The sequence below is a fragment of the Hymenobacter mellowenesis genome (assembly GCF_030581005.1).
Lineage (GTDB): Bacteria > Bacteroidota > Bacteroidia > Cytophagales > Hymenobacteraceae > Hymenobacter > Hymenobacter mellowenesis.
This window is the reverse complement of record NZ_JAUQSX010000008.1, coordinates 112,089-132,271: the sequence shown is the minus strand read 5'-3', so window position 1 is coordinate 132,271 and position 20,183 is coordinate 112,089. Positions and strand designations below refer to the sequence as shown.

General features: G+C 62.3%; 11 protein-coding genes. 6 read left to right on the top strand and 5 right to left on the bottom strand.

Annotation, left to right across the window (positions count from 1 at the left end; all coding sequences use genetic code 11):
• Window positions 1-31: 31 nt before the first annotated feature.
• A complete protein-coding gene (locus Q5H92_RS15930) occupies window positions 32-526 on the bottom strand; it encodes a hypothetical protein (RefSeq protein WP_305012538.1) in 495 nt (164 codons plus the stop codon).
• Between the two features lie 381 nt (window positions 527-907).
• On the bottom strand, window positions 908-1,810 hold the full coding sequence (locus Q5H92_RS15925; RefSeq protein ID WP_305012537.1) for a YicC/YloC family endoribonuclease: 903 nt from the start codon (window positions 1,808-1,810) through the stop codon (window positions 908-910).
• A gap of 259 nt (window positions 1,811-2,069) precedes the next feature.
• On the opposite strand from Q5H92_RS15925, the gene Q5H92_RS15920 reads away from it, so the two are divergent.
• Window positions 2,070-2,507: an energy transducer TonB gene (locus Q5H92_RS15920; RefSeq protein WP_305012536.1), complete on the top strand. Its 438-nt coding sequence runs from the start codon at window positions 2,070-2,072 to the stop codon at window positions 2,505-2,507.
• A 198-nt stretch (window positions 2,508-2,705) separates the two neighbouring features.
• Here Q5H92_RS15920 and Q5H92_RS15915 read toward each other — a convergent pair whose 3' ends face one another.
• Both Q5H92_RS15915 and Q5H92_RS15910 read right to left on the bottom strand, forming a co-directional pair.
• Complete coding sequence (locus Q5H92_RS15915) at window positions 2,706-4,226, bottom strand: beta-helix domain-containing protein (RefSeq protein WP_305012535.1); 1,521 nt, start codon at window positions 4,224-4,226, stop codon at window positions 2,706-2,708.
• Between the two features lie 125 nt (window positions 4,227-4,351).
• Window positions 4,352-7,141, bottom strand: coding sequence for a TonB-dependent receptor (locus Q5H92_RS15910; protein WP_305012534.1), 2,790 nt, complete (start codon window positions 7,139-7,141; stop codon window positions 4,352-4,354).
• A 259-nt stretch (window positions 7,142-7,400) separates the two neighbouring features.
• On the opposite strand from Q5H92_RS15910, the gene Q5H92_RS15905 reads away from it, so the two are divergent.
• The 5 genes from Q5H92_RS15905 to Q5H92_RS15885 all read left to right on the top strand — a co-directional run bounded on the left by Q5H92_RS15905 (window position 7,401) and on the right by Q5H92_RS15885 (window position 15,659).
• A complete protein-coding gene (locus tag Q5H92_RS15905) occupies window positions 7,401-10,853 on the top strand; it encodes a TonB-dependent receptor (protein ID WP_305012533.1) in 3,453 nt (1,150 codons plus the stop codon).
• A gap of 127 nt (window positions 10,854-10,980) precedes the next feature.
• Window positions 10,981-12,225, top strand: coding sequence for an AAA family ATPase (locus Q5H92_RS15900; protein ID WP_305012532.1), 1,245 nt, complete (start codon window positions 10,981-10,983; stop codon window positions 12,223-12,225).
• On the top strand, window positions 12,222-12,974 hold the full coding sequence (locus Q5H92_RS15895) for an HNH endonuclease family protein (RefSeq protein WP_305012531.1): 753 nt from the start codon (window positions 12,222-12,224) through the stop codon (window positions 12,972-12,974). Before Q5H92_RS15900 ends, Q5H92_RS15895 begins: the two co-directional genes overlap by 4 nt.
• A gap of 24 nt (window positions 12,975-12,998) precedes the next feature.
• A complete protein-coding gene (locus Q5H92_RS15890) occupies window positions 12,999-14,201 on the top strand; it encodes a glycosyltransferase (protein ID WP_305012530.1) in 1,203 nt (400 codons plus the stop codon).
• Between the two features lie 204 nt (window positions 14,202-14,405).
• A complete protein-coding gene (locus Q5H92_RS15885) occupies window positions 14,406-15,659 on the top strand; it encodes a lipopolysaccharide biosynthesis protein (RefSeq protein ID WP_305012529.1) in 1,254 nt (417 codons plus the stop codon).
• Window positions 15,660-15,882: 223 nt separating this feature from the next.
• On the opposite strand, the gene Q5H92_RS15880 is transcribed toward Q5H92_RS15885, so the two are convergent.
• Window positions 15,883-19,980 carry a DUF7948 domain-containing protein gene (locus Q5H92_RS15880; RefSeq protein WP_305012528.1) on the bottom strand — a complete coding sequence of 1,366 codons (4,098 nt, stop codon included), beginning with the start codon at window positions 19,978-19,980 and terminating at the stop codon, window positions 15,883-15,885.
• Window positions 19,981-20,183 lie beyond the last annotated feature (203 nt).

Below are 20,183 nucleotides of genomic sequence, written 5' to 3'. Positions count from 1 at the left end.
CACGTCATACTGCGCTCTGCATGACGTGCTTTTAGCCCTTGGCTTTCAGCGAGAGCATGATTTGCTTAGCGATGGGCTCCCACTCGGGCTTCTGGCGGTCGGCGCAGTTGAAGGTGCAAATCATGAGTTTGCCTTCCACATCGGTGAAAAACACCAGCGTGTACACCTCGTGGCCCATCTCGGGCTTCATGAATTCGAGGTAGCCCACCTTGCGGTTGTTGATGTTCTTCACGCCGTCGCCAAACCAGGTGGCGTCTTTGTATTGCTTGTGATAGGTCTTGCCAAACGAGGCCGAGTAGATGTCGACCATGTCTTGGTCGGCGTCGTTGTCGGAGTAGTTGAAGGCAAGGCTAATCAGGTTGTTGTTGGTGAAAATCACACTCGGGCGGCTCTGGGCTTTGGCGTAGGCAAAGTCCATCTGCTGCTCGGTCATCACCTCGAAGCCCTTGGGAATCAGGATTTCCACCCGCTCGCTGAGCACGCGCTTCTTCACCAGTTCGATTTCGGATGCGGGACGTGCGGCCATTAAAAGCACCCCCAGAATACAGAGTAAAAATGTAGATTTCATATTAATCGGGAATAGGTTGTGGAGTAACTAAATGGCATTCGGGTACCCAAGTTAGATACAATAATCAAATATCCAACTTTGGTGCCACAAATATTGCTTTGTTTTCCAGAACTGCAGCAGTTAAGCTGCATGTATTTTTATTAACGTACTAAGATTCGAGAAGTTGCCGACAGTTTGAATTGGCTATTCATCCAAGTCGCATTGCCCCAAAAAACGCCTTTTTTTGTATATTGAATTGTAAAATTTACAAGTATAATCCTATTTATACTCCTTTTTCGACCAAGTGGCGACGCTGCTCGCTCAGCGCGGACTGCGCCCCTTTGAGTGGAAAAGAGCCGGCTAAAGAATGTTGTTCAGCTGCTCTTTTATTTTTTCCAGCTCCTCCTTCATGCCCACCACCAAGTGCTGTACGGTGGCATCGTTGGCCTTCGACCCGATGGTGTTGATTTCGCGCCCAATTTCTTGGGCCAGGAAGCCCAGCTTCTTGCCCACAGCTTCGTCGGGCTGGTGTACGGCTTGCTCGAAATAGGCCAAGTGAGCAGCCAAGCGCACTTTTTCCTCGGCAATGTCGAGCTTCTCGATGTAGTAGAGCACTTCCTGCTCGAAGCGGGTTTCGTTGAAGTGCTCGTGGCTGGTGAGCTCGGCCAAGTGGCCGGCCAGGCGCTGGCGCACGTGCTCAATGCGGGCCGGGTCGTGCAGCTCCACGGCGGCCAGCTGCTGCCGAATGGTGGCCACATAGCCCAGAATCTCAGTGCTCAGCGTGCGGCCTTCGTCGTGGCGGAACTGCTGCATGGCGGCCAAGGCCTCCGTAAGCAGCGGCTGCAGCTCGGCCCAGGCGGTTTCTTCGGCGGCGGGCTCGGCATCACGCATTTCGGAGGCGCTGGGGATGACGCCAGGCAGGCGCAGGGCGGCCAGCAGCGTGTCTTCGCCGGTGTGAAGGCCCAGGGATTCGGCCACGGCTTTTAGCTCGTGAAAGGCAGCCACCAAGGCTTCCTTGTTGAGCGTGGTGGCGGCGCGGGTGGCCGCGGCGGGGCGCACGAAGTCGAGGTTGAGGTTGACCTTGCCGCGCAGCAGGGTTTTGGCCACCGTGTTGCGAATTTCCAGCTCGTGCGGCATCAGGAAGCGGGGCAGGCGCAGGGTGAGGTCGAGGGTTTTGGAATTGACGGAACGAAGCTCGACGGTGGCCGTGTAGGTATCGGTTTCGCGGTGGGCCTGGCCGTAGCCGGTCATGGAAATAAGCATGGGAGCGAGAGGCTGATTGAGGCTGCAAAGGAACGACGCAAACGGCCGGCTAGCGGGACCGAACTGCCCGGCAAGCCAGTTTGCGGGCAGGGCGCATCCTGAACGAGGTAGGGGTGGGGGCAGGCTCTACCGGGTACGACCCCGTCTCTACCTCGTTCGATTAATGAAAGGGTGATGAAAGCGTAATTGACGGGCTTCCGTGGTGGCTGATGCGGCCCGGTAGCTTTGCCAGAGCAATTCCTATATCGCCGTGTCAGCTATGAAAACCATTGTTTTAACGGCCGGCGCGTTGCTGGCAGCCGCCACGGCCGGGCACGCCCAACTGGCCAGCCAGGCGCCCGTGCCGACATCGGCCACCGAAGCCGCGCCCGCCGCTCCCGAGGTCCTCTCCTTCGCCGACGAGATGCCAGCCTTTCCGGGCGGTGACGGCGCTATGCATCAGTACCTGGCGAAGAAAATCGTGTACCCAACCGCTGCTAACCAGCAAAACCTGTCGGGCACGGTGTATGTGCGCTTCGTGGTGGACGAGCAGGGCCGCGTCCGCGACGCGGAGGTGGCCAAGGGCTGCGGCCACGGCTTCGACGAGGAAGCCCTGCGCGTGGTGCGCCTCATGCCGTGGTGGACGCCCGGGCGCGTGGCCGGGCGGCCGGTGCGGGTGCAGCGCACACTGCCCATTGTGTTCCGGCTGAGCCGGTAGAGTGGTCCTCCGCGTTCACCTCACCCCCAAGGGGGACACTGGAGATGCCCCGACGATGCGTGGACTCTGCGAGTCCGCGCATCGTCGGGGCATCTCCTAGCCAAGCGCGGACTCGCAGAGTCCACGCTACAACAAACGCAAAAAAGGCTCCCCGAATTCGAGGAGCCTTTTTCATGGCAGTCAAATAAAAATAACACACTAGTAATCGGTATTCTGGGGGTCGAAGTTGGTCCAGCCGGTGGCCCAGTTTTCCGAGCTTTGGCCCGAGCCGCTGAAGGCGCCGATGTAGCTGGTGCGGGTGAAGAACGAGTCCGATACCTTGCTGTCGGTGAAGGCGGGGGCTACTACCGGGTTGGCGTTGGTGGTGGAGGTATAGACGATGGGCGAGGTGGTGAGGGGCAGGAAGCTCGGGGCCGTGAGGCTGAAGGGGTTGAGCAGGCGCACCTCGTCGGCGTTGGTGTAGCGCTTGTTCTTGTTGTTGGAGTTGTAGAGCCAGCTCAGCGGGCCCACGGCCGTGCCGAAGGCCGACGTGTCGGCGCTCATGGTCGAAGTGGGCGTGAGCGAGCCGGCGCCGCCCGTCGGGCCGAGGTAGACGATGTTCTTCTGGTTGCGGGTGGCGCTGGTGCCGGCGGCCATGCCGGCCAGGATGTTGTTCTGGAAGCGCAGGTCGTTGCTGGCCACGTTGGCGGCGGTTTTGGCGTGGTCGAGCAGCAGGCCGGCGGGGTAGCCCAGCAGCACCGAGTTCATGATGCTCTGAGCCGAGTTGCGGCGGATGTGCGCGGCGGCCACGTACTGCGAGCTAATACCGCCCACGTTGTTGATGTTGTTCAGCGGCCCAATCACGGTCACGTTCGAGAACACAGCGCTGGTTTTGGGCAGGTTGTCGGAGGCGTTGGCGTCGTTGTCGCTCTCGAATGCTTTCGAGCCCGACTGGTCGGCCTGCAGCGGGTCGCGCAAGGACACGGCAAACTGCACCTTGCCCGAGAAGCCGTTATCGGTGTCGAAGTCGTCATCATAGCCGCGGTGAGCAATGAGGTACTTGGCGTTCACGGTGCCGCCGAACCACTCGTAGGAGTCATCGCCGGAGTAGGAAACCTGGATGTGGTCGAGGGTGGTGCCCGAACCCACGGCGCACAGCGTCAGGCCGTTAACCTCGTTGTTGGGCGAGAAAGCGATGCCGCCGAACTCGATGCGCACGTACTGCAGGGTGCCGGAGTTGTCGGCCGCGTCGGTGCCGCCGTAGGTGGTGGTGGGGCCGCCTTCCACTACGGGTTTCACGCCGTTCACGATGCTATTCACCGGCGCGTTGCCGGCCAGAATCACGCCGCCCCAGTCGCCGTAGTTGCGGCTGCCCTTGGGCTGGTTTGAGGTGAAGACGATGGGTTTGGCAGCCGTGCCGGCCGCGATGAGCTTGGCGCCGGGCTCCACGATGAGGGCGCCTTTCGAGTCCTTGTCGCCCTTGATGATGGTGCCGGGCTCGATGGTGAGCGTGGCGCCGGAGCGCACGTACACGTAGCCTTTCAGCAGATACTTGTTGCTGGCCGTCCAGGTGGTGCTGGTTTTCACCTCGGTCACTTCCACGGTCTGGCCTGCGGTGGTGCCGGTGTTGGGGTCAGGCGTCACGGTGGTGGCGTCGTCTTTTTTGCAGGCCGCCAGGCTCAGCGAGAACAAGGCGAAGGCGAGCAGGGCGCGCTGACGGAACGGGTTGAGGAGTTGCATATTAAAATTGGTTGGGGTTGGTTTTGAAGTTTGTTTGTAGCGTGGACTCTGCGAGTCCGCGCCTATCTGGGCGGGAAAGGCCGTTCGCCCCGGCGCGGACTCGCAGAGTCCACGCTACATGCGGTTTAGAAAGCCACCTTCACCCCGATGGTGGTGTAGGTGCCGCGGCGGTAGTCGGCCAGGGCGGGGTCGATGTCGCGCTGGTATTTTTTGTCCTTATTGAAGTCCTGGAGCAGGGTTACGCGCTGGTTCAGCAGGTCCTGCACGCCCAGGTTGAGGGCCACGCGCTTGGTCAGGCTCTTGGTCAATGACAAGTCGATGGTGTGGCGGGGGGCCTCAATCACGTCGGGGTACTGGTCGGAGCCGGCGAAGAGGATGCGCGGGCCGAACACGTTGTAGAGGGCCGAAGCCTGCCAGCTGCCCGACTCGTTCTGGTAGTAGAGGCCGGTGTTCACCACGTAGGGCGACTGGCCCTGCAGGGCGCGCTTGCTGTCCCAGGCCACGATGCCGGAACCCAAATCGACCTGGCTCTTGATGAGTGAGAGGTTGAACACGCCCGTGATGTTCTTCAGGCCCGAGGTGCCAACCAGGTCGTCGAGGAAGTTGAAGCTCTTGCGCACGTCCAGCTCCACGCCGTAGGAAAAGGCGCTGGGAGCGTTGGCAAAGGAGTAAGCCAGGTTGGTGCTCGGGATGACGACGTTCTCAATCGGGTTGGTGAAGTTCTTGTAGAACACGCCCAGGTGCACCTGCTCGCCGGGGGTGGGGTACCACTCGTAGCGCAGGTCGAAGTTGTCGATGGTGGCGACCTTGAGCGGGTTGGTGGGGTTGAGGTACAGCGAGCCGTAGTTCAGCACGTTGAAGTCAAAGTCGTAGTAGTAGAACGGGGCCGACTCGCGGAACTCTGGCCGGTTGAGGCTGCGGCCGTAGCAGGCCCGCAGCAGGCTGGTTTCGCTGAAGTTGTAGCTCAGGTTGGCCGAGGGCAGCAGGTAGTTGGTGGTCACGGTCTGGTTCACGGGCACGCCGTTCAGGCCGGTGTTGATGACCTGCACGTTGCGCTCGAAGCGGGCGCCGGTCAGCAGCTTCAGGCTGGGCGTGAGGGGCACGTTGATGGAGGCGTACACGGCTTCCTGCTCGTTGCTGGCCGTGTAGCGGTAGGTCGAGTTGATGTCTTCGCGCAGCTGAAAGCCGGTGCCGCCCACGTTCTCGGGGGCAAAAACCGTGGCCAGGGGCAGGTTTTTCAGGGTCTGAAACCGGGTGGGGTCCGAGGGCGAGTAGCCGAAGGCGCGGGCCGTGAAGTCACGCTTCTTGTATTCGAGGTAGGTGCCGACGGCCAGCTCAAACTCGCGCCCGCCCAGGCCCAGCAGCTTGTGCTTGCCGTTGGCGTTCAGGGTGTACACGTTTTCGTTCAGCTTCTGGTAGAGGCGGCCGGCGTTGATGACGTCGACCTGACCGGGGGCGGGCGTCAGGATTTCCTGGCCCACGCTGCCGTCGGTCAGCAGCACGTTGCGGTAGGCCACGCGGCGCAGGTCGGGCTCGTTCTTGGCCGAGTAGCCGTAGCCCGCCACCCAGTCGAAATTGGTTTTCTCACTGTTGAAGACGTGGGTGCCGGCCAGCTGACCGGTGTAGGTGGTGCGGCCCTGGTAGCCCAGCGCGTAGGCCTTGCGCACCAGCGAGTTGTCGCCGGCCGAGAAGTTGTCGCGCGTCGTAATCTGGTTGCGGCCGAACTGGTTGAACAGGTTGCGGAACTCCAGCTTGGTGCCGCCCTTCAGCAGCGCGCTGAAGTTCTGAATCAGGCCCAGGCGCACGTTATTGGTGGCCTGCTCGTCCTGCAGGCGGTCGGTGCGCTGGCCGTCGGCGTCGTACACGTTGCGGGCTATGCTGAAGCGCGTGAAGGCGTTGGTGTAGCTCAGCGAGGTGAGCGAGCCAATCTGCGTTTCGCCCAGCTTGATGTTGTCGAGGTAGGAAGCGTTGAAGCGCACGTCGGGCATGGCCGTGATGCTCTTGATGCCGAAGCTGTTGCTCAAGTCATGCGCCGAAGCATCGCGCTGGGCGGCCGAGCTGGCCGAGTTCAGCACCGGGAAGTTACCGGGCAAGTCGCGGCTCGGGGCGCCGAAGCCGGCGAAGTCGCCGCTGCTGCCCTTGTCGGTGTTGAAGTTGCTGAAGGTGGTGCCGTCGCGGTAGCCGCTCACGTAGCTGGCCGTGAAGCTGCGCTCGTCGAGGGCCGGCTTGCGCAGGTACACCTTCACGAGGCCGCCAGCGAAGTCGCCGGGCAGCTCGGGCGAGGGGTCTTTGAACACCAGCACGCGGTCGAGCAGGGCGCTGGGCACGATGTCGAAGGAGAAGGCCTTCTTGTCGGTTTCGGAGCTGGGGGCCGTCACGTCGTTGAGCCACACGGTGTTGTACCGCTCGCTCAGCCCGCGCACCTGGATGAAGCGGTTGTCGATGATGCTCACGCCGGGGATGCGGCGCACCACTTCGGCCGCGTCGCGGTCCTGCGATTTCACGATTTGCTCCGACGAGATGCCGCTCACCACCACGTTGGCCTGCCGAATTTCGGTGATGACCGAGATTTCGGTGTTGGTGCGGCGCACGCCGCGCACCACTACTTCATCGAGCGCCTTGCTGTCCGATTTGGCGGTGGTGTTAATGACGGTGGTCTTGCCGGCTTCCACGGCCACGTCGGGCAGGGTGGTCGTCACGTAGCCCACCGAGGAAATGACCAGCGTGTAGGTGCCCTTGGGCACGCGCTCCAGCCGGAAGCTGCCGTCGACGTCGGTCTGGGTGCCGAGGGTGGTGCCTTCGAGGCGGACGGTGCCGCCGATGATGGCTTCCTGGGTGGCGGCGTCCTTGATGAGGCCTTTAATGGTGCCCGTGGTTTGGGCGAAGGCGCTGCTGCTGAAAAATAGGCTCAGCAATAGAGCACACAGATAACGGTAATTAATAGAGTTTTCCATTCGGGGGACAAAAGTACCCGGATGAAGTTTCGGTGAAATTTCCTCTGAATTACCAAATAATTACCGGCCCGGAAACGGCCCGAAAAGCGGGGTTTTGAGGGCTCATGTTACCGGCAGGTTATGGCAAAAAGTGAAATACAACAATTCGGAAACGCCCGGCAGGGTGAGGCCGGGGTTAGGCGCCCGGACCTTTGTAGTGTTAATCAACTCCCTCATTTTTATGTCGATTCGACACACATTTACGCAGTTGTTTTTCCTGGTGCTGTTGGGCTGTTCGCAGCTTGTGATGGCCCAGGTCACCACCTCGGCTCTGGCCGGCAAAGTGACGTCTGACAAGGGCGAAGACCTGATTGGGGTGACGGTGGTGGCCACCAACCTGCCCACCGGCACCAAGCGCGGCACCGGCACCGAAGTAGACGGCCGCTTCACCATCCCGAACCTGGCGCCCGGCGGGCCCTACTCCGTGACCGTGACCTACGTGGGCTTCAAGGAGCAGAAAGTAGACAACGTATTTCTGACCCTAGGCAATACCACCCGCCTCAACTTCGTGCTGGTGACCGAAACCCAGCAGCTGAACGAAGTGGTGGTAACCGGCAACACCCAGGCCACCAAAACCGGCGCCGGCACCAACGTGGGCTCGGCCGCCATTCAGCAGCTGCCCACCATCTCGCGCAGCCTCTCCGACTTCACCCGCCTCGACCCGCGCAACTCGAACGGCTCCTTCGCCGGCAGCTCGTTCCGCTACAACAACGTGACTTTGGATGGCGCCGTGAACAACGACGCCATCGGCTTCTCGCCCTCGCTGGGCGGCCAGAGCGGCACCAGCGGCCTGCCCGGCGGCTCGGCCCGCGCCAACCCCATTTCGCTCGATGCCATCCAAGAGATTCAGGCGCAGGTAGCGCCGTATGATGTGAAACTGGGCAACTTCACCGGCGGCTCGGTGAATGCCGTGACCCGCTCGGGCACCAACGAGTTCACGGGCTCGGTGTACGGCTACGGCCGCAACCAGAACGTGACCGGCCGCAGCATTGATGGCGACAAAACCAAAATTGGCTCGGAGTACCACGACTACCAGACGGGCTTCCGCATCGGCGGGCCCATCATCAAGAACAAGCTGTTCTTCTTCACCAACGCCGAAATTGCTCGCCGTCAGGAGCCGCAGTTCTACGGCGCCGGCCAGGCCGGCTCGCCGGTGACGACGGACCTGGCCCAGCAGATTACCAACAAGCTGAACAACTACAATACTGTGACCTCGAACGGCGCCGGCGGCGTGGTGCGCAACGCCGACGGCACGGCCGCCACCACCACCGCCCGCTACAATGTGGGCGAGTACGGCGACTACAACATCCACGCGAACAGCAACAAGATTTTCGGCCGCCTCGACTGGAACCTCGACGAGAAAACCAGCATCGCGCTGCGCCACAACTTCATCAAATCGGAGGCCACCAACCTGGAGCGTTCGGGCAGCCTGTTCAAGTTCGGCTCGCAGGACTACACCCAGCACAACGTGCAGAACTCGACGGTGCTGGAAGTGAAGAGCAACTTCAGCAGCAAGTTCTCGAACAACCTGATTTTGGGCTACACCAACATTCACGACTACCGCGACCTCATCGGTGGCCAGGGCAACCTCTACCCGGCCGTGCAGATTAACGGCGTGGGCACCACCGTGGGCACGCCCGGCACCGCCACTTACTACGCTGGCTCGAACCAGATTCTGCTCGGTTCCGACCGCGAGGCCAGCATCTTCAACACCCGCCAGAAGACGTTTGAGCTGACCGACAACTTCACCTACTACGTGGGCTCGCACGCCCTCACGCTGGGCACGCACAACGAGTTCTACCACATCGACTACGGCTTCATCAACTCCTGGAACGGCCGCATCGAGTACAATAACGTGAACGACTTCCTGAACGACCGGCCGAGCCGCATCCGGGGCACGTATAACAATGGAACGCAGGGTGATAACTCCTACGCCTACAACTATAACAACCCCTCGGCGGCCTTCAACATCAACTTCTACAGCGCCTACCTGCAGGACGAGTGGAACGTGACCGACAAGCTGAAAATCACACCCGGCATCCGCTTCGACATCGCCTCGCTGCCCACCAAGCCCACCCTGAACACGGCCCTGGTGAATAACCCGCAGAACGACGCCAAAACGCTGAACCAGACCTACACCCACACTGCTTGGAGCGAGCTGAACAACAACTACTTGGGCCAGGTGCAGTTTTCGCCTCGCCTGGGCTTCAACTACGACGTGAACGGCGACCAGTCGTTCGTGGTGCGCGGCGGCTCGGGCATCTTCACCGGCCGGGTGCCGTTTGCCTGGTTCGGCTACGCTTACTACAACAACGGCGTGAATTTCAACTCGGTGGACTACAACAACATCCAGGCTTCGACCAACACCGGCGTAAAAACCGTGTACCTGAATACCGACCCGAACCTGATTTACGCCCAGCTGCCCGCCGCCAACTACAACGCCACCAACCTGAAGGCTGGCCCCACGGAGGTGAACCTGATTGACAACAACTTCAAGATGCCCAAGGTGTGGCGCTCGTCGCTGGCCCTGGACTTCAAGCTGAAAACCGGCACGCGCTTCTCAGTGGAAGGCCTCTACACCAAGACCTTGCAGGACGTGCGTTTCGAGAACATCAACCTCACCGACAACGTGACCTACTTGGCCAACGGCCCCACGCAGAGCCCCGTGTACTCGGCCCCGGCCGGCGGCAGCAACCGCGTAAACACTAACTTGTCGAACGCCTTCTTCCTCACCAACACCCAGAAAGGCTACCGCTACCAGCTCACCGGCTCGGTGGGCCAGACCATCAACAACCTGATTGATGCCTCAGTGGCTTATACCTACGGCAAGAGCTACGACATCAGCAACGGCATCCGCAACTCGCCCCAGAGCAACTGGGAGCTGAACCCGGCCCTGAACGTGAACGACCCCGCCCTGGCCTTCTCCAACTTCGACCTGCGCCACCGCGTGGTGGCGTCCATCAACCTGCACAAAACCTTCGCCCAGCGCTTCACCGGCTACTTCACCTCGGTGCTGACCTACGCCAGCGGCTCGCCCTACACCTGGACCTACACCAACTACAACTTCGGCAACGGCCAGCAGAACAACGTGCAGCTGGCCTACATCCCGGCCACGGCCAACGACATCGCCATCGTGAGCCGTGTGAACGACCAGAGCCCCTACCTGCTCGACGCCGCCAAAAACGCCGCCTTCAACAGCTTCGTGGACAACGACAGCTACCTGAGCACCCGCCGCGGCCAGTACACCGAGCGCAACGCCGGCCGCACCCCCTGGAACAACCAGGCCGACATCCGCCTGATGCTGGACATGAAGCTCGGCAACCTCGACGCCAACGAGGCCGGCATCGCGCCCAAGGGCCACACCCTGCAGATTTCGCTGGATATCATCAACTTCGGTAACCTGCTGAACAGCAGCTGGGGCCGTCAGTACTTCGTGCCCAACACCTTCAACTCGACGCTGGGCACCGGCCTCACCCAGGTGGGCTACATCAACAGCGCCGGCACCGTGGCCAGCGGCTACAACGCCGCCACCTACAACCGCCCGGCCTTCACCTACGGCACCCCGGCCACCTACTCCATCGACCAGCTGGCCTCGCGCTGGCAGGGCCAGCTGGGGCTGCGCTACTCGTTCTAAGAGCCGTCGGCTAACTCATAAAGGCTTCGGCCCCGGTTTCGCAATGGCGGGGCCGGGGCCGAACTGCTTGTGCCTATACAGGTACAACAGGGTTTATCTTTGTCAGGCTGCCAAACCGCTATTTTCTATGATTACCCGTCAGGAATTCCCCTATCTGCAAGAGCTGGTCATCAACGATGCCTACGCCGTGAAAAACCTGCGCGTGCCGGTGTTCGAGCCGGGTCAGGAGTTTAAACACCTAGTGCTGACGGGGCGGAACGGGTCGGGGAAGACGACGGTATTACAAGCATTCGTCGAAGTTATTCGCCACGATGCTTCTAATGGCCAAACAGCAGAAACGCTCATCCCTCAATTGAGAGCAGCAGTTGCTACGGGGAATAGTGCCCAATCTATAGTTGATGTTTGGCATAAAACAATTGATAAATTAGATAAGATAAAAGCAATATTTAGTAGTGTAAATGGCGCTTCTTATACAGGTTTTCTGAAATTCAATACTCAAATTGTAATTGCTTTATTTGAGGCAACGCGAAAAATTCAATTAAAAGAGGTCGTTACTGTTGCCCGAGAAGATGCTCTAGAAGCACAGATTGCGCAACCTCAAGCCGGTCAGTCACCTGCTGAGTTTTTTAAGCAATACTTAGTAAACAAGAAGGTCTTCCAAGTTTTTGACGCAATGGATGGAAAACGGGAGGGAGCTAAGCAACAAGAACTGTTTTTTGCTAAACTGGAAGATACACTTGCTAAAATATTTGAAGACCCTGCAACTAAGTTAGAATTCATTCGAGAAAAATTTGAGTTCTACATAAGTCTCTCTGATGGTCGTCGCTTCACGTTCAATCAGCTTTCCGCCGGCTTCTCCGCGTTTCTAAGCATCTTAACGGAACTGCTGATGCGCGTGGACCTCCTGCGCAAGCAAGCCAACGACTACACATACGACCCCTGCGGCTTCGTGCTCATCGACGAGCCGGAAACCCACCTGCACCTGGAGATGCAGTACCAGATACTGCCGCTGCTCACGAACCTGTTTCCCAACCTGCAGTTCATTGTGGCTACGCACTCGCCGGCCGTAGCTTCCAGCATCAAAAATGCCACGGTGTTTGACCTGAGCACCGGTCAGGCGCTGGGCGACACCGCCGCCGGCTCCTCATTTTCGGAGCTGATGCAGACGCATTTCGGGCTGGAAAATGAGTATTCCAACGTGGCCGATAAGATTCTGGAGGAAGTAGCCGAAATTGGGCAGATGCCCGACCGGGCAGCGGCGCTGGCCCGGATGCAAAAGCTGCTGGAGGAACAGGGACGCTATATGTCGCCGGTGTTGCGGCTCGATGTGCAGGCCCACCTGCTTCACTTGCAGCGGGAGCAGGCCGCATGATTAGCTACCAACGCCCGCCCGTGCCGGCGTCGCTGAACACGCCGGAAATGCAGCAGTATGTAGCCGACTGCGCGGCTTATGCGGCCGCCTGCGCCGCCGCGCCCGAACCCAAGGTGGTACCTCGCCCAGCTAAGCCAGGGAGCTACCGGAACTCCGATGTATTGCGGGCTTTCAATACGCACTTTTTCAGCAAATGCTACCTCACCGAACAGTGGCACGGAGACTCGTACGAAATGGACGTGGACCATTTTGTGCCCGTCAACCAAAATGAAGCACTTAAGTACGACTGGAATAACCTGTTCCCGGCCGCTCACAAGGCCAACATGATGCGTCCCCGGCAGTGGCCCGCCGGTGGCCTGCTCGACCCTTGCCGCGACGACGTGGCAGCTCGGCTACTGGCGACTGTTGGCATAAATGGCACGAACCCGCGCTTTGAAGCGAATGATTTAACTGACCAACCCGCCTGCAATACCGCTGAATTGCTGAACCTGCTGCATAATGGCAAATCTGGCGATGAAGAATCACAACAGAATACGCGTCATCTGCGGGTAACAATCGCTGAAAAATATGACCGGGTGCTCCATGCCATCATTCGTTTTCAACGGGCTGAAGCGACTGGTGATGCCCAGCGAATAGCCAATGCCCGTCGGGAGCTTCGGGACCTATTATCAAAGCAGACAGCCTTTACCCAATTGATGCGGGCAATGCCAGCAGTGGTAGAATTTGTGCCCGCAGACTTACTGGATTAACGGTTGGAATCAAGTTCGCAAACCGTGAAAATCCTTCACCTCCCCAAGTGGTACCCCAACCGCTACGACGACCAGGACGGCGACTTCGTGTGCCGGCACGTGGCGGCCATTGCCGCGCACAGCGGCGCGGAAGTGGCGGTGCTGTTTGCCGCCGTAGCGCGGGGCCCGCTGCCGGGTTTGATTGATGCGGAAGAGGACTTCGCCGGCCCCTGGCCCACGCTGCGCTACTACTACCGCGCCGCACCTACCGGCCTTGCTTTCCTTGATAAGCCGCTGAAGCTGCTGCTGTATTTCTGGTGCCTGGGGCGCGGTTACCGGCGGCTGCGGCGGCATTGGGGCGGCCAGGCGCCCGATTTGGTGCACGTACACGTGCTGCTGCGCACGGGCCTGTTTGCCTGGGCGCTGAAGGTGGTGCGCGGTATTCCCTTCATCATCACCGAGCACTGGACGCGTTACCTGCCGCCGCGCGCGGCGGGCATCTCGCGGCTGCGGCGCTGGTTGACGGGCGCGGTGGTGCGCCGGGCGGCGGCCCTGCACACCGTGAGCGCCAACCTGCGCGATGCCATGGCCGCCCTCGGGGCCACCAACCCCGTTTCGGTGGTGATTCCGAACGTGGTCGATACCGCGCTGTTTCATCCGGCGAGCCCGGCGGCGGCCCGGCCCCGGCGCACGCTGCTGCACGTGGCGGCCTTCAACGAAGCGGCCAAGAACCTATGCGGACTGTTGCGCGCCGTAGCCGGGCTGCGGGCCGCCTGGCCGGGCCTGCGCCTGCGCATCGCCGGCTATGGCCCCGACGAGGCCCTGGTGCGCCAACAAGCCGCTGAACTCGGCTTGCTGGCCGACGACACCGCGGTGTTTCTGGGCAAGCTGGACCACCCGGCGGTGGCCGCTGAAATGCAGCAGGCCACCGGCTTCGTGCTGTTTTCCAACGTCGAAAACCTGCCCTGCGTGCTCATTGAGGCGCAGGCCAGCGGCCTGGCCGTGGTGGCCACCCGCGTAGGCGGCGTGCCCGAGCTGGTGCCCGACGGCAGCCCCTATGGGCAGTTGGTACCGGCCGGCGACGAAGCGGCGCTGGCCGCCGCGTTGCATCAGTTGTTGGCCAAATCTGAATCTGAAACAGACCGGCCCGATGCCGCCGCGATGGTCGCTACAGTAACTGCCCGGTTTGGGTACGAGGCGGTGGGGCAGCAGTTCGGTGCGCTGTACCGGCGGGTGCTGGGCGGGTGATGGACGAAAGTAAAAAAAACGTCATGCTGAGCGCAGGCGAGGCATTTATGCCGCGCAACTAAATCAATCATCCGGCTCCCCTCTCCCTTTGGAGAGGGGCCGGGGGTGAGGCACTACGTCAGAACGGACCGAGCGAGATGCTTCGACTGCGCTCCGCATGACGTTCTTTTGCTGGCCCGTCTGCGTTGCTCCATTCACTTTCCTATGCTCAAACGCATCCTTCACCACTTCGCGGCGCGCGTCCTCACGGCGGGGCTGAGCTTTGCGGTGGTGTGGCTCACGGCGCGTTATTTGGGGGCGGCCGGGCGCGGGCAGGTCAGCTTGTTTTATACCGATATGTCGGGGCTGGTGCTGCTGGCCGGGCTGCTGGGCGGCTCCTCGCTGATATACTTAGTGCCGCGCCGTAACGTTTGGCACCTGCTGCCGCCAGCCTACGCCTGGGCGCTGCTGGTGAGCGGGGCGGGGGCCGGGGTGGTGGGTTTGCTGCGGCCGGTTTCGCTGGAATACGTGCTGCACCTGGCGGCCGTCACGCTGGTGCAAATCCTGCTGTCCATCAACCTGTTTCTACTGCTGGGTCGCAAGCGCGAGCAAACGTACAACGTCCTCACCACCGTGCAGGCAGCGCTGCTGGCCGGAGCGCTGGCACTGGCCTTCGCGGCGGCGCATTGGCTGAGCATCGATGCCTATTACTACGCCAACTACTTGGCCAATGGCGTGCCATGGCTCATCAGCACGGGGCTGCTGCTGCGCCTGCCCGATGCCTGGGCCAGCCGCCGCGCCCGGCGCCGGGTGGTCACCCGCGAGCTGATGCGCCACAGCCGGGGCGCCCATTTCTCCAACCTGCTCACCTTCGCCAACTACCGCTTTGGCTACTACGCGGTAGCCTATTTATCTGGTGATAAGACATTGGGTATCCTCTCCGTGGGCGTGGCGCTAGCCGAGGCCATCTGGCTGATTCCGCGCAGCACGGCCCTCATTCAGTATGTGGCTCTGGTGAATGCGGCCGACAAACACGGCCAGGCCCATGCGGCCCTGCGCAGCAGCCGGCTCACGCTGCTGGCCACGGCCGGAGCGGTGCTGGTGCTGGCGGCCGTGCCTACGGCGTGGCTGGCCGTCATTTTCGGCCCCGAGTTTGGGGCGGCGCACAACGTGATTCTGGCGCTGGCGCCGGGCGTTCTGCTCAATGGGGTGGGCATGCAGGCCAGCAGCTACTTCAGCGGCACGGCCCGCTATGGGGTGAACAACCGCGCCGCCCTGCTCGGCCTGGCCGTGACGGTGCCCACCTGCCTGCTGCTGGTGCCCCGCTTGGGCATGGTGGGCGCGGCGCTGGGCATGTCGGCTTCCTACACGGCCAGCGCCAGCTATTTGCTCTTTCACTACCGCCGCGCCATCGGCGCCACCTGGGCCGATTTGTTGCCCGACTGGAAAGACCTGACGCTTCGGCTTGGTGAGGACTGAGGACCTGTCATTGCGAGGCGGCGCCGAAGCAATCCATCCTGTCAAAGCCAGCCACGCCCTTCTGCGACAAAGCCCTCGTTAGGAAAGCAAAATCCCCGGCACTGCGCAGTACCGGGGATTCTCATTAGGCTTTGTCACATTGTTGGGCTAGTCGCTGAGAACAGAACGGATTGCTTCTGCGCCGCCTCGCAATGACAGGCGCCTCACTGCGCTCCAGACGTCATCATCGCACCACTTCCACCCAGCCTTTGAGGCGGTGGCCGTCGGGGTAGGTGAGGAGGTAGTAATACACGCCATCGGGCTGGCCTTCGGCTTTCCAGTCGTCGCGGTAGGCGGGGGCATCGAGTACCTGCTGGCCCCAGCGGGAGAAGATTTGCAGACGCGGCGGGCAGTCCGGGCCGAGGCGGAAGAACTGGTTCTGCGTGTCGCCGTTGGGTGTGATGATGTTGGGGATTTTGCGTTCCAGCACTTCCACCACGGGCAGGGCGGTCTGGATTTCGCACCGGTCGGCGTTGTAGCGCACGCGCAGAGTGGGGCGGTAGGAGCCAACCGCGGCGTAGGTGTGCGTCGGGCTGGCTTCAGTCGACTGCGTGCCATCGCCAAAATCCCACACCACGTTGGGCGGCGTCGGGATGCCCGAGCCAGCTAAAGTAAAGCGCAGGGTAAGGGGCGCGAGGCGGGTTTCAGTACAAGCCACCGGCGTCCAGGTGGGGGCCAGCTGCGGCACCGCGGCCACCGAAATGCGTCGCGTGGCGCTGCCCGTGCAGCCGGCGCTATTGCCGAGGCTATACGTCACGGTGATGGCGCCGGGGAAGCTGGCCGGCGGCGTGAAGACAAAGCCCGTGGCCACGTTGCCCGTCACGCCCGTGCCGCTGAAGGTGCCGCCCACTGGCGTGCCCCGCAGCCGGAACGCCTGGCTGCTGCCCGGGCAGAGCACGGTATCAGCCGGCAGGGTGGGAGCGGGCGCGTTCACCAGCGTCACCGCCTGCGTGGCCTGCACGGTGCAGCCGTTGGCCACCACCGTGTAAGTCAGTTGGTAAGTGCCGGCCACCAGGGTGGGCGAAAAGGCGAAGCCCGTGCCCGAACTGCCGCTCACGCCCGGCCCGCTGAATGTGCCGCCGGCCGGCGTGCCCGTGAGAGACACCGCCGGCAGCGGCGAGCCGCCAAAGGCCGGCAGGCAGTACGAAGCCTGCGGCAAGGGATTGAAAACTACCGTCGGCGGGCTCGTTACCGTCACCAGGCGGTTGCTGGAGCAGCTGCCGCCCAGCGTGTAGGTCAGGGTATTGACGCCCACCAGGGCCGCCGAGGGCGTGAACACAAAGCCCGCCGCCGCGCTGCCCGTCACGCCCGGCCCGCTCCAGGTGCCGCCGCCGGGCTGCCCCACCAGCGTGAGGGGCGCCGCCGAGGCGCACACCGTTTGGGCCACGCCGGCATTGGAGGCGCTCACGATGCTCACCGTTTGGGTGGCCGTGGCCACGCAGCCGTTCACGTTCACGCTGTAGGTCAGCGGGTAAGTGCCGGGGTTGATGTTGGGCGAGAAGGAGAAGCCCGCCGCCACGCTGCCCGTCACGCCCGTGCCGCTGAAGGTGCCGCCCGCCGGGCTGCCCGTCAGGGGCACCAGCGCATAAGGGGGGGCGCCCGGTGCCGGCAGGCAGTACGTGGCCTGCGGCAAGGGGCTGAAGGTGACCGCAGGCGGAGTCGTGACCGTGACGCGGCGGACGCCGGTGGTGGTGCACGCGCCCGTGCTGGCCACGGTGTAGGTGAGGGTTTGCACGCCCACTAGCGCCACCGAAGGCGTGAAGACGAAGCCGGCCGTCACCGAGCCCGTCACGCCCGGCCCGCTCCACACGCCACCGGCCGGCGAGCCCACCAGCGCCAGCGGCCCGGCCGTGGCGCATACGCCCTGGTCAGAGCCGGCATTTGCGATGGCGGGCTGGAAATTGAGCACAAACGAAGCGTTGTTGCACGACACATTGAAGGTGGTATTAGAAACGCTGTTATTGGTGGTCGAATAGTAGTTGGCGCCGGGCGGAATGGGAAAGCCATTGGCGGTGAAGCACGAGCAAACGGCCTGGTACACAATGCCGCGCGGGTCGAAGCGCGAAGTGCCGCCGTCCACGTGCTCGCCGGCGCTGTTGGGGGTGGTATCGCCGTAGTAGGTGGCGTAGGCCAGGCTGGTGAGGCCGGCCGAAAACTGCGCCAGGTAAAAGTCCGAGCCGTCGGTGGTGGTTTGGGCCGCGCCGGGGGTGGTGGGCATGCCCACGGTAGTGCCGTTGTAAGCCATGTACGGGTAGCCCTGGGCATTTTCATTCCCGCCCCAGCCGCACACGTACACCCGGTCGCACTGGTCTACCAGAAAGGCCGTGGGGTCGATGTTGATAAAGCCGATGTTTGCCGCGTTGGTACTCCCGAACACCGTCGAGAGCAAGCTTTGCCCCAGGTTGGCATCAAGCTTCTGAATGAACTGCGTGCCGAAGCGGGTGTTGTAGAGGCCGGGCGTGACCGGAAAGGCGCCCCCGGTCTGGCCCAGCAGATACACCCCGCCATCGGTGCCGAGCTGCAGGAAAAAGGCCTGGTCGTATTCGTCCGTGCCCACAAAAGACGACCGCAGAATGCTCGTGCCGTTGGCCGCGATGCGCGTCACGAAGCCGTCCACGTCGCCGGGGCGGGTGGTGCGGTAGGCGCCCGCCGTGGTCGGAAAGTTGGGGCTCAGCGTGCCGCCGGCCACGTACACGTCGCCGCTGGTGGGCTCAATCTGAATGGAAAATGCCCCGTCGGAGCCGGTGCCGCCCAGGTAGCTGCCCCAGGTGAGGGCCGTGAGGCCGGGGTTGAGCTTGCACACCACGCCGTCGGAGGTGCCGCCGCGGTAGGTGCTGTTGAAGCCCCGGGCCATGGGAAAGTTGGTGGAGGTGGTGTGCGTGGCGATGTACACGTTGTCGGCCGCATCCACTTGAATATCACTCCGAAACGGGTCGCCATAGTTGTGAGCCAACTGCGGCGAAGGGTCAAATGGCGAGATGTTGGGGTCGAGCGGCAGCAGGCCGTCGTTGCCGCTGCCGCCGAGGTAGGTGCTGCCCAGCAGTGCCGTGCCGGTGGCATTGAGCCGGGTAATAATCAGGTCCGAGCCGGTGGGCACGTTATAGGGCGCGTAGCTGAAGCCGAACGGGGCCGTGCTGCTGCCTCCGGCAAACGTGCGCTGTAGGGCCCCGGTGGTGGTGGGGAAAGCCGTGGCCGACCCCGCCGCGCCCGTCGAGCCCGTGGTGCCCAAAATCAGCAACTCGCCCAGGCTGTTCACCACCAAGCTGTGCGGAAAATCGGCACCGGTGCCGCCCAGGTAGGTGGCCCACACCCGCGCCGCCGCCCCGGTCACGTTGGTGTTGTACTTGATAATCCCAATGTCAAAAAGCCCCGAAAACAAGGTGCGGTACGCGCCCAGGCTGGTGGGGTAGCCCTGCCCAAACACAATGCCGCCGGAGTAGAGGTTGCCCTGCGCGTCGTAGGTGGCCGTGAAGCCCCAGTTGTCGGCCGTAGCCCCCGTGTAGGTGGAGAATACTACTACCGGGTCGATGGTGAGCGGGCGTGTGGCGTCGTATTTGCCCAAGGCAAAATGCACGGTGCTGCCCGTCAGCACGTAGCGGCAAGCTACTGGCTGGCGCCGGCCGGCGGCATCGGCCTGCCAGGCCTGCGGCGCGCGCTCCGTGAGGGTGCCCACGCTTGTCTTCACCAACAGGTTGCCGGCGGCGTCCAGGCCCAGGCCATCGGCGCCGTCGTGGCGCAGGGCAATGGCGCCGGCCTGGGCGCCGGGCGCCAGCACAAAGTCGTACTCCAGGCGCTGGTCGGCGCTCTCGTATACGCGGGCGCTCACGCCCGGCCACAGCCCGGCGTAGCGCAGCTCGCGGAAGCTGCGCACGTCGTGGGCCCAGCGCCGGGAATCGCCGCCGAGGAAGTAGTTGCGGTGCTCGGTGGTGGGCGTGGCGGCCGTGATGGTGGCCGGCGCGGCACCCGCGAAGCGCAGCTTCAGGGCGTGGCCGCGCACGGTGCTGTCGGCCGGCGCCGCGGCGGCCTTGGCGGGTGCGCCGTGGGCGTGGCGGGCGGGCCCGCCATCGGCCAGCAGCGAAAACGTGAGGCCATCGGTTTCGGCAAAAAGCCGGCCGCCGGGCAGCTGGGCCTCGTAGCGGCTCCGGCCATCCCACTGGCCCTTATTCTCAATAAATTCAAGGGTGTGGCTGGCTGGCCCGGCGTGCTCACCGGCCTGCCCAAAAGCCTGAGCGGTATTTAGAAGAAATAACGCGGCGGCGGCAAAAGGTAGACGTGCTGTCATCAATAGCTAATGGAAAGAAATCCGTGGATTGGTAAAGATAAAGCGTTGAAAGAGGAACTTCAGCAAGGAAAACCGGGCATTGCCCAAAGAGCAATTTCGGGCACCGAAGACCTGTTTGAAGAATCGAACGAGAAACAGAATAACCGGTCATGCTGAGCTTGTCGAAGCATCTCTACCGCTTCTCTGAACGGTTCGAACGAAGC

Coding starts and splice junctions, on each gene's coding strand:
- Q5H92_RS15930 (WP_305012538.1), bottom strand. CDS start 526: ATGGCCGCACGTCCCGCATCCGAAATCGAACTGGTGAAGAAGCGCGTG.
- Q5H92_RS15925 (WP_305012537.1), bottom strand. CDS start 1,810: ATGCTTATTTCCATGACCGGCTACGGCCAGGCCCACCGCGAAACCGAT.
- Q5H92_RS15920 (WP_305012536.1), top strand. CDS start 2,070: ATGAAAACCATTGTTTTAACGGCCGGCGCGTTGCTGGCAGCCGCCACG.
- Q5H92_RS15915 (WP_305012535.1), bottom strand. CDS start 4,226: ATGCAACTCCTCAACCCGTTCCGTCAGCGCGCCCTGCTCGCCTTCGCC.
- Q5H92_RS15905 (WP_305012533.1), top strand. CDS start 7,401: ATGTCGATTCGACACACATTTACGCAGTTGTTTTTCCTGGTGCTGTTG.
- Q5H92_RS15900 (WP_305012532.1), top strand. CDS start 10,981: ATGATTACCCGTCAGGAATTCCCCTATCTGCAAGAGCTGGTCATCAAC.
- Q5H92_RS15895 (WP_305012531.1), top strand. CDS start 12,222: ATGATTAGCTACCAACGCCCGCCCGTGCCGGCGTCGCTGAACACGCCG.
- Q5H92_RS15885 (WP_305012529.1), top strand. CDS start 14,406: ATGCTCAAACGCATCCTTCACCACTTCGCGGCGCGCGTCCTCACGGCG.
- Q5H92_RS15880 (WP_305012528.1), bottom strand. CDS start 19,980: ATGACAGCACGTCTACCTTTTGCCGCCGCCGCGTTATTTCTTCTAAAT.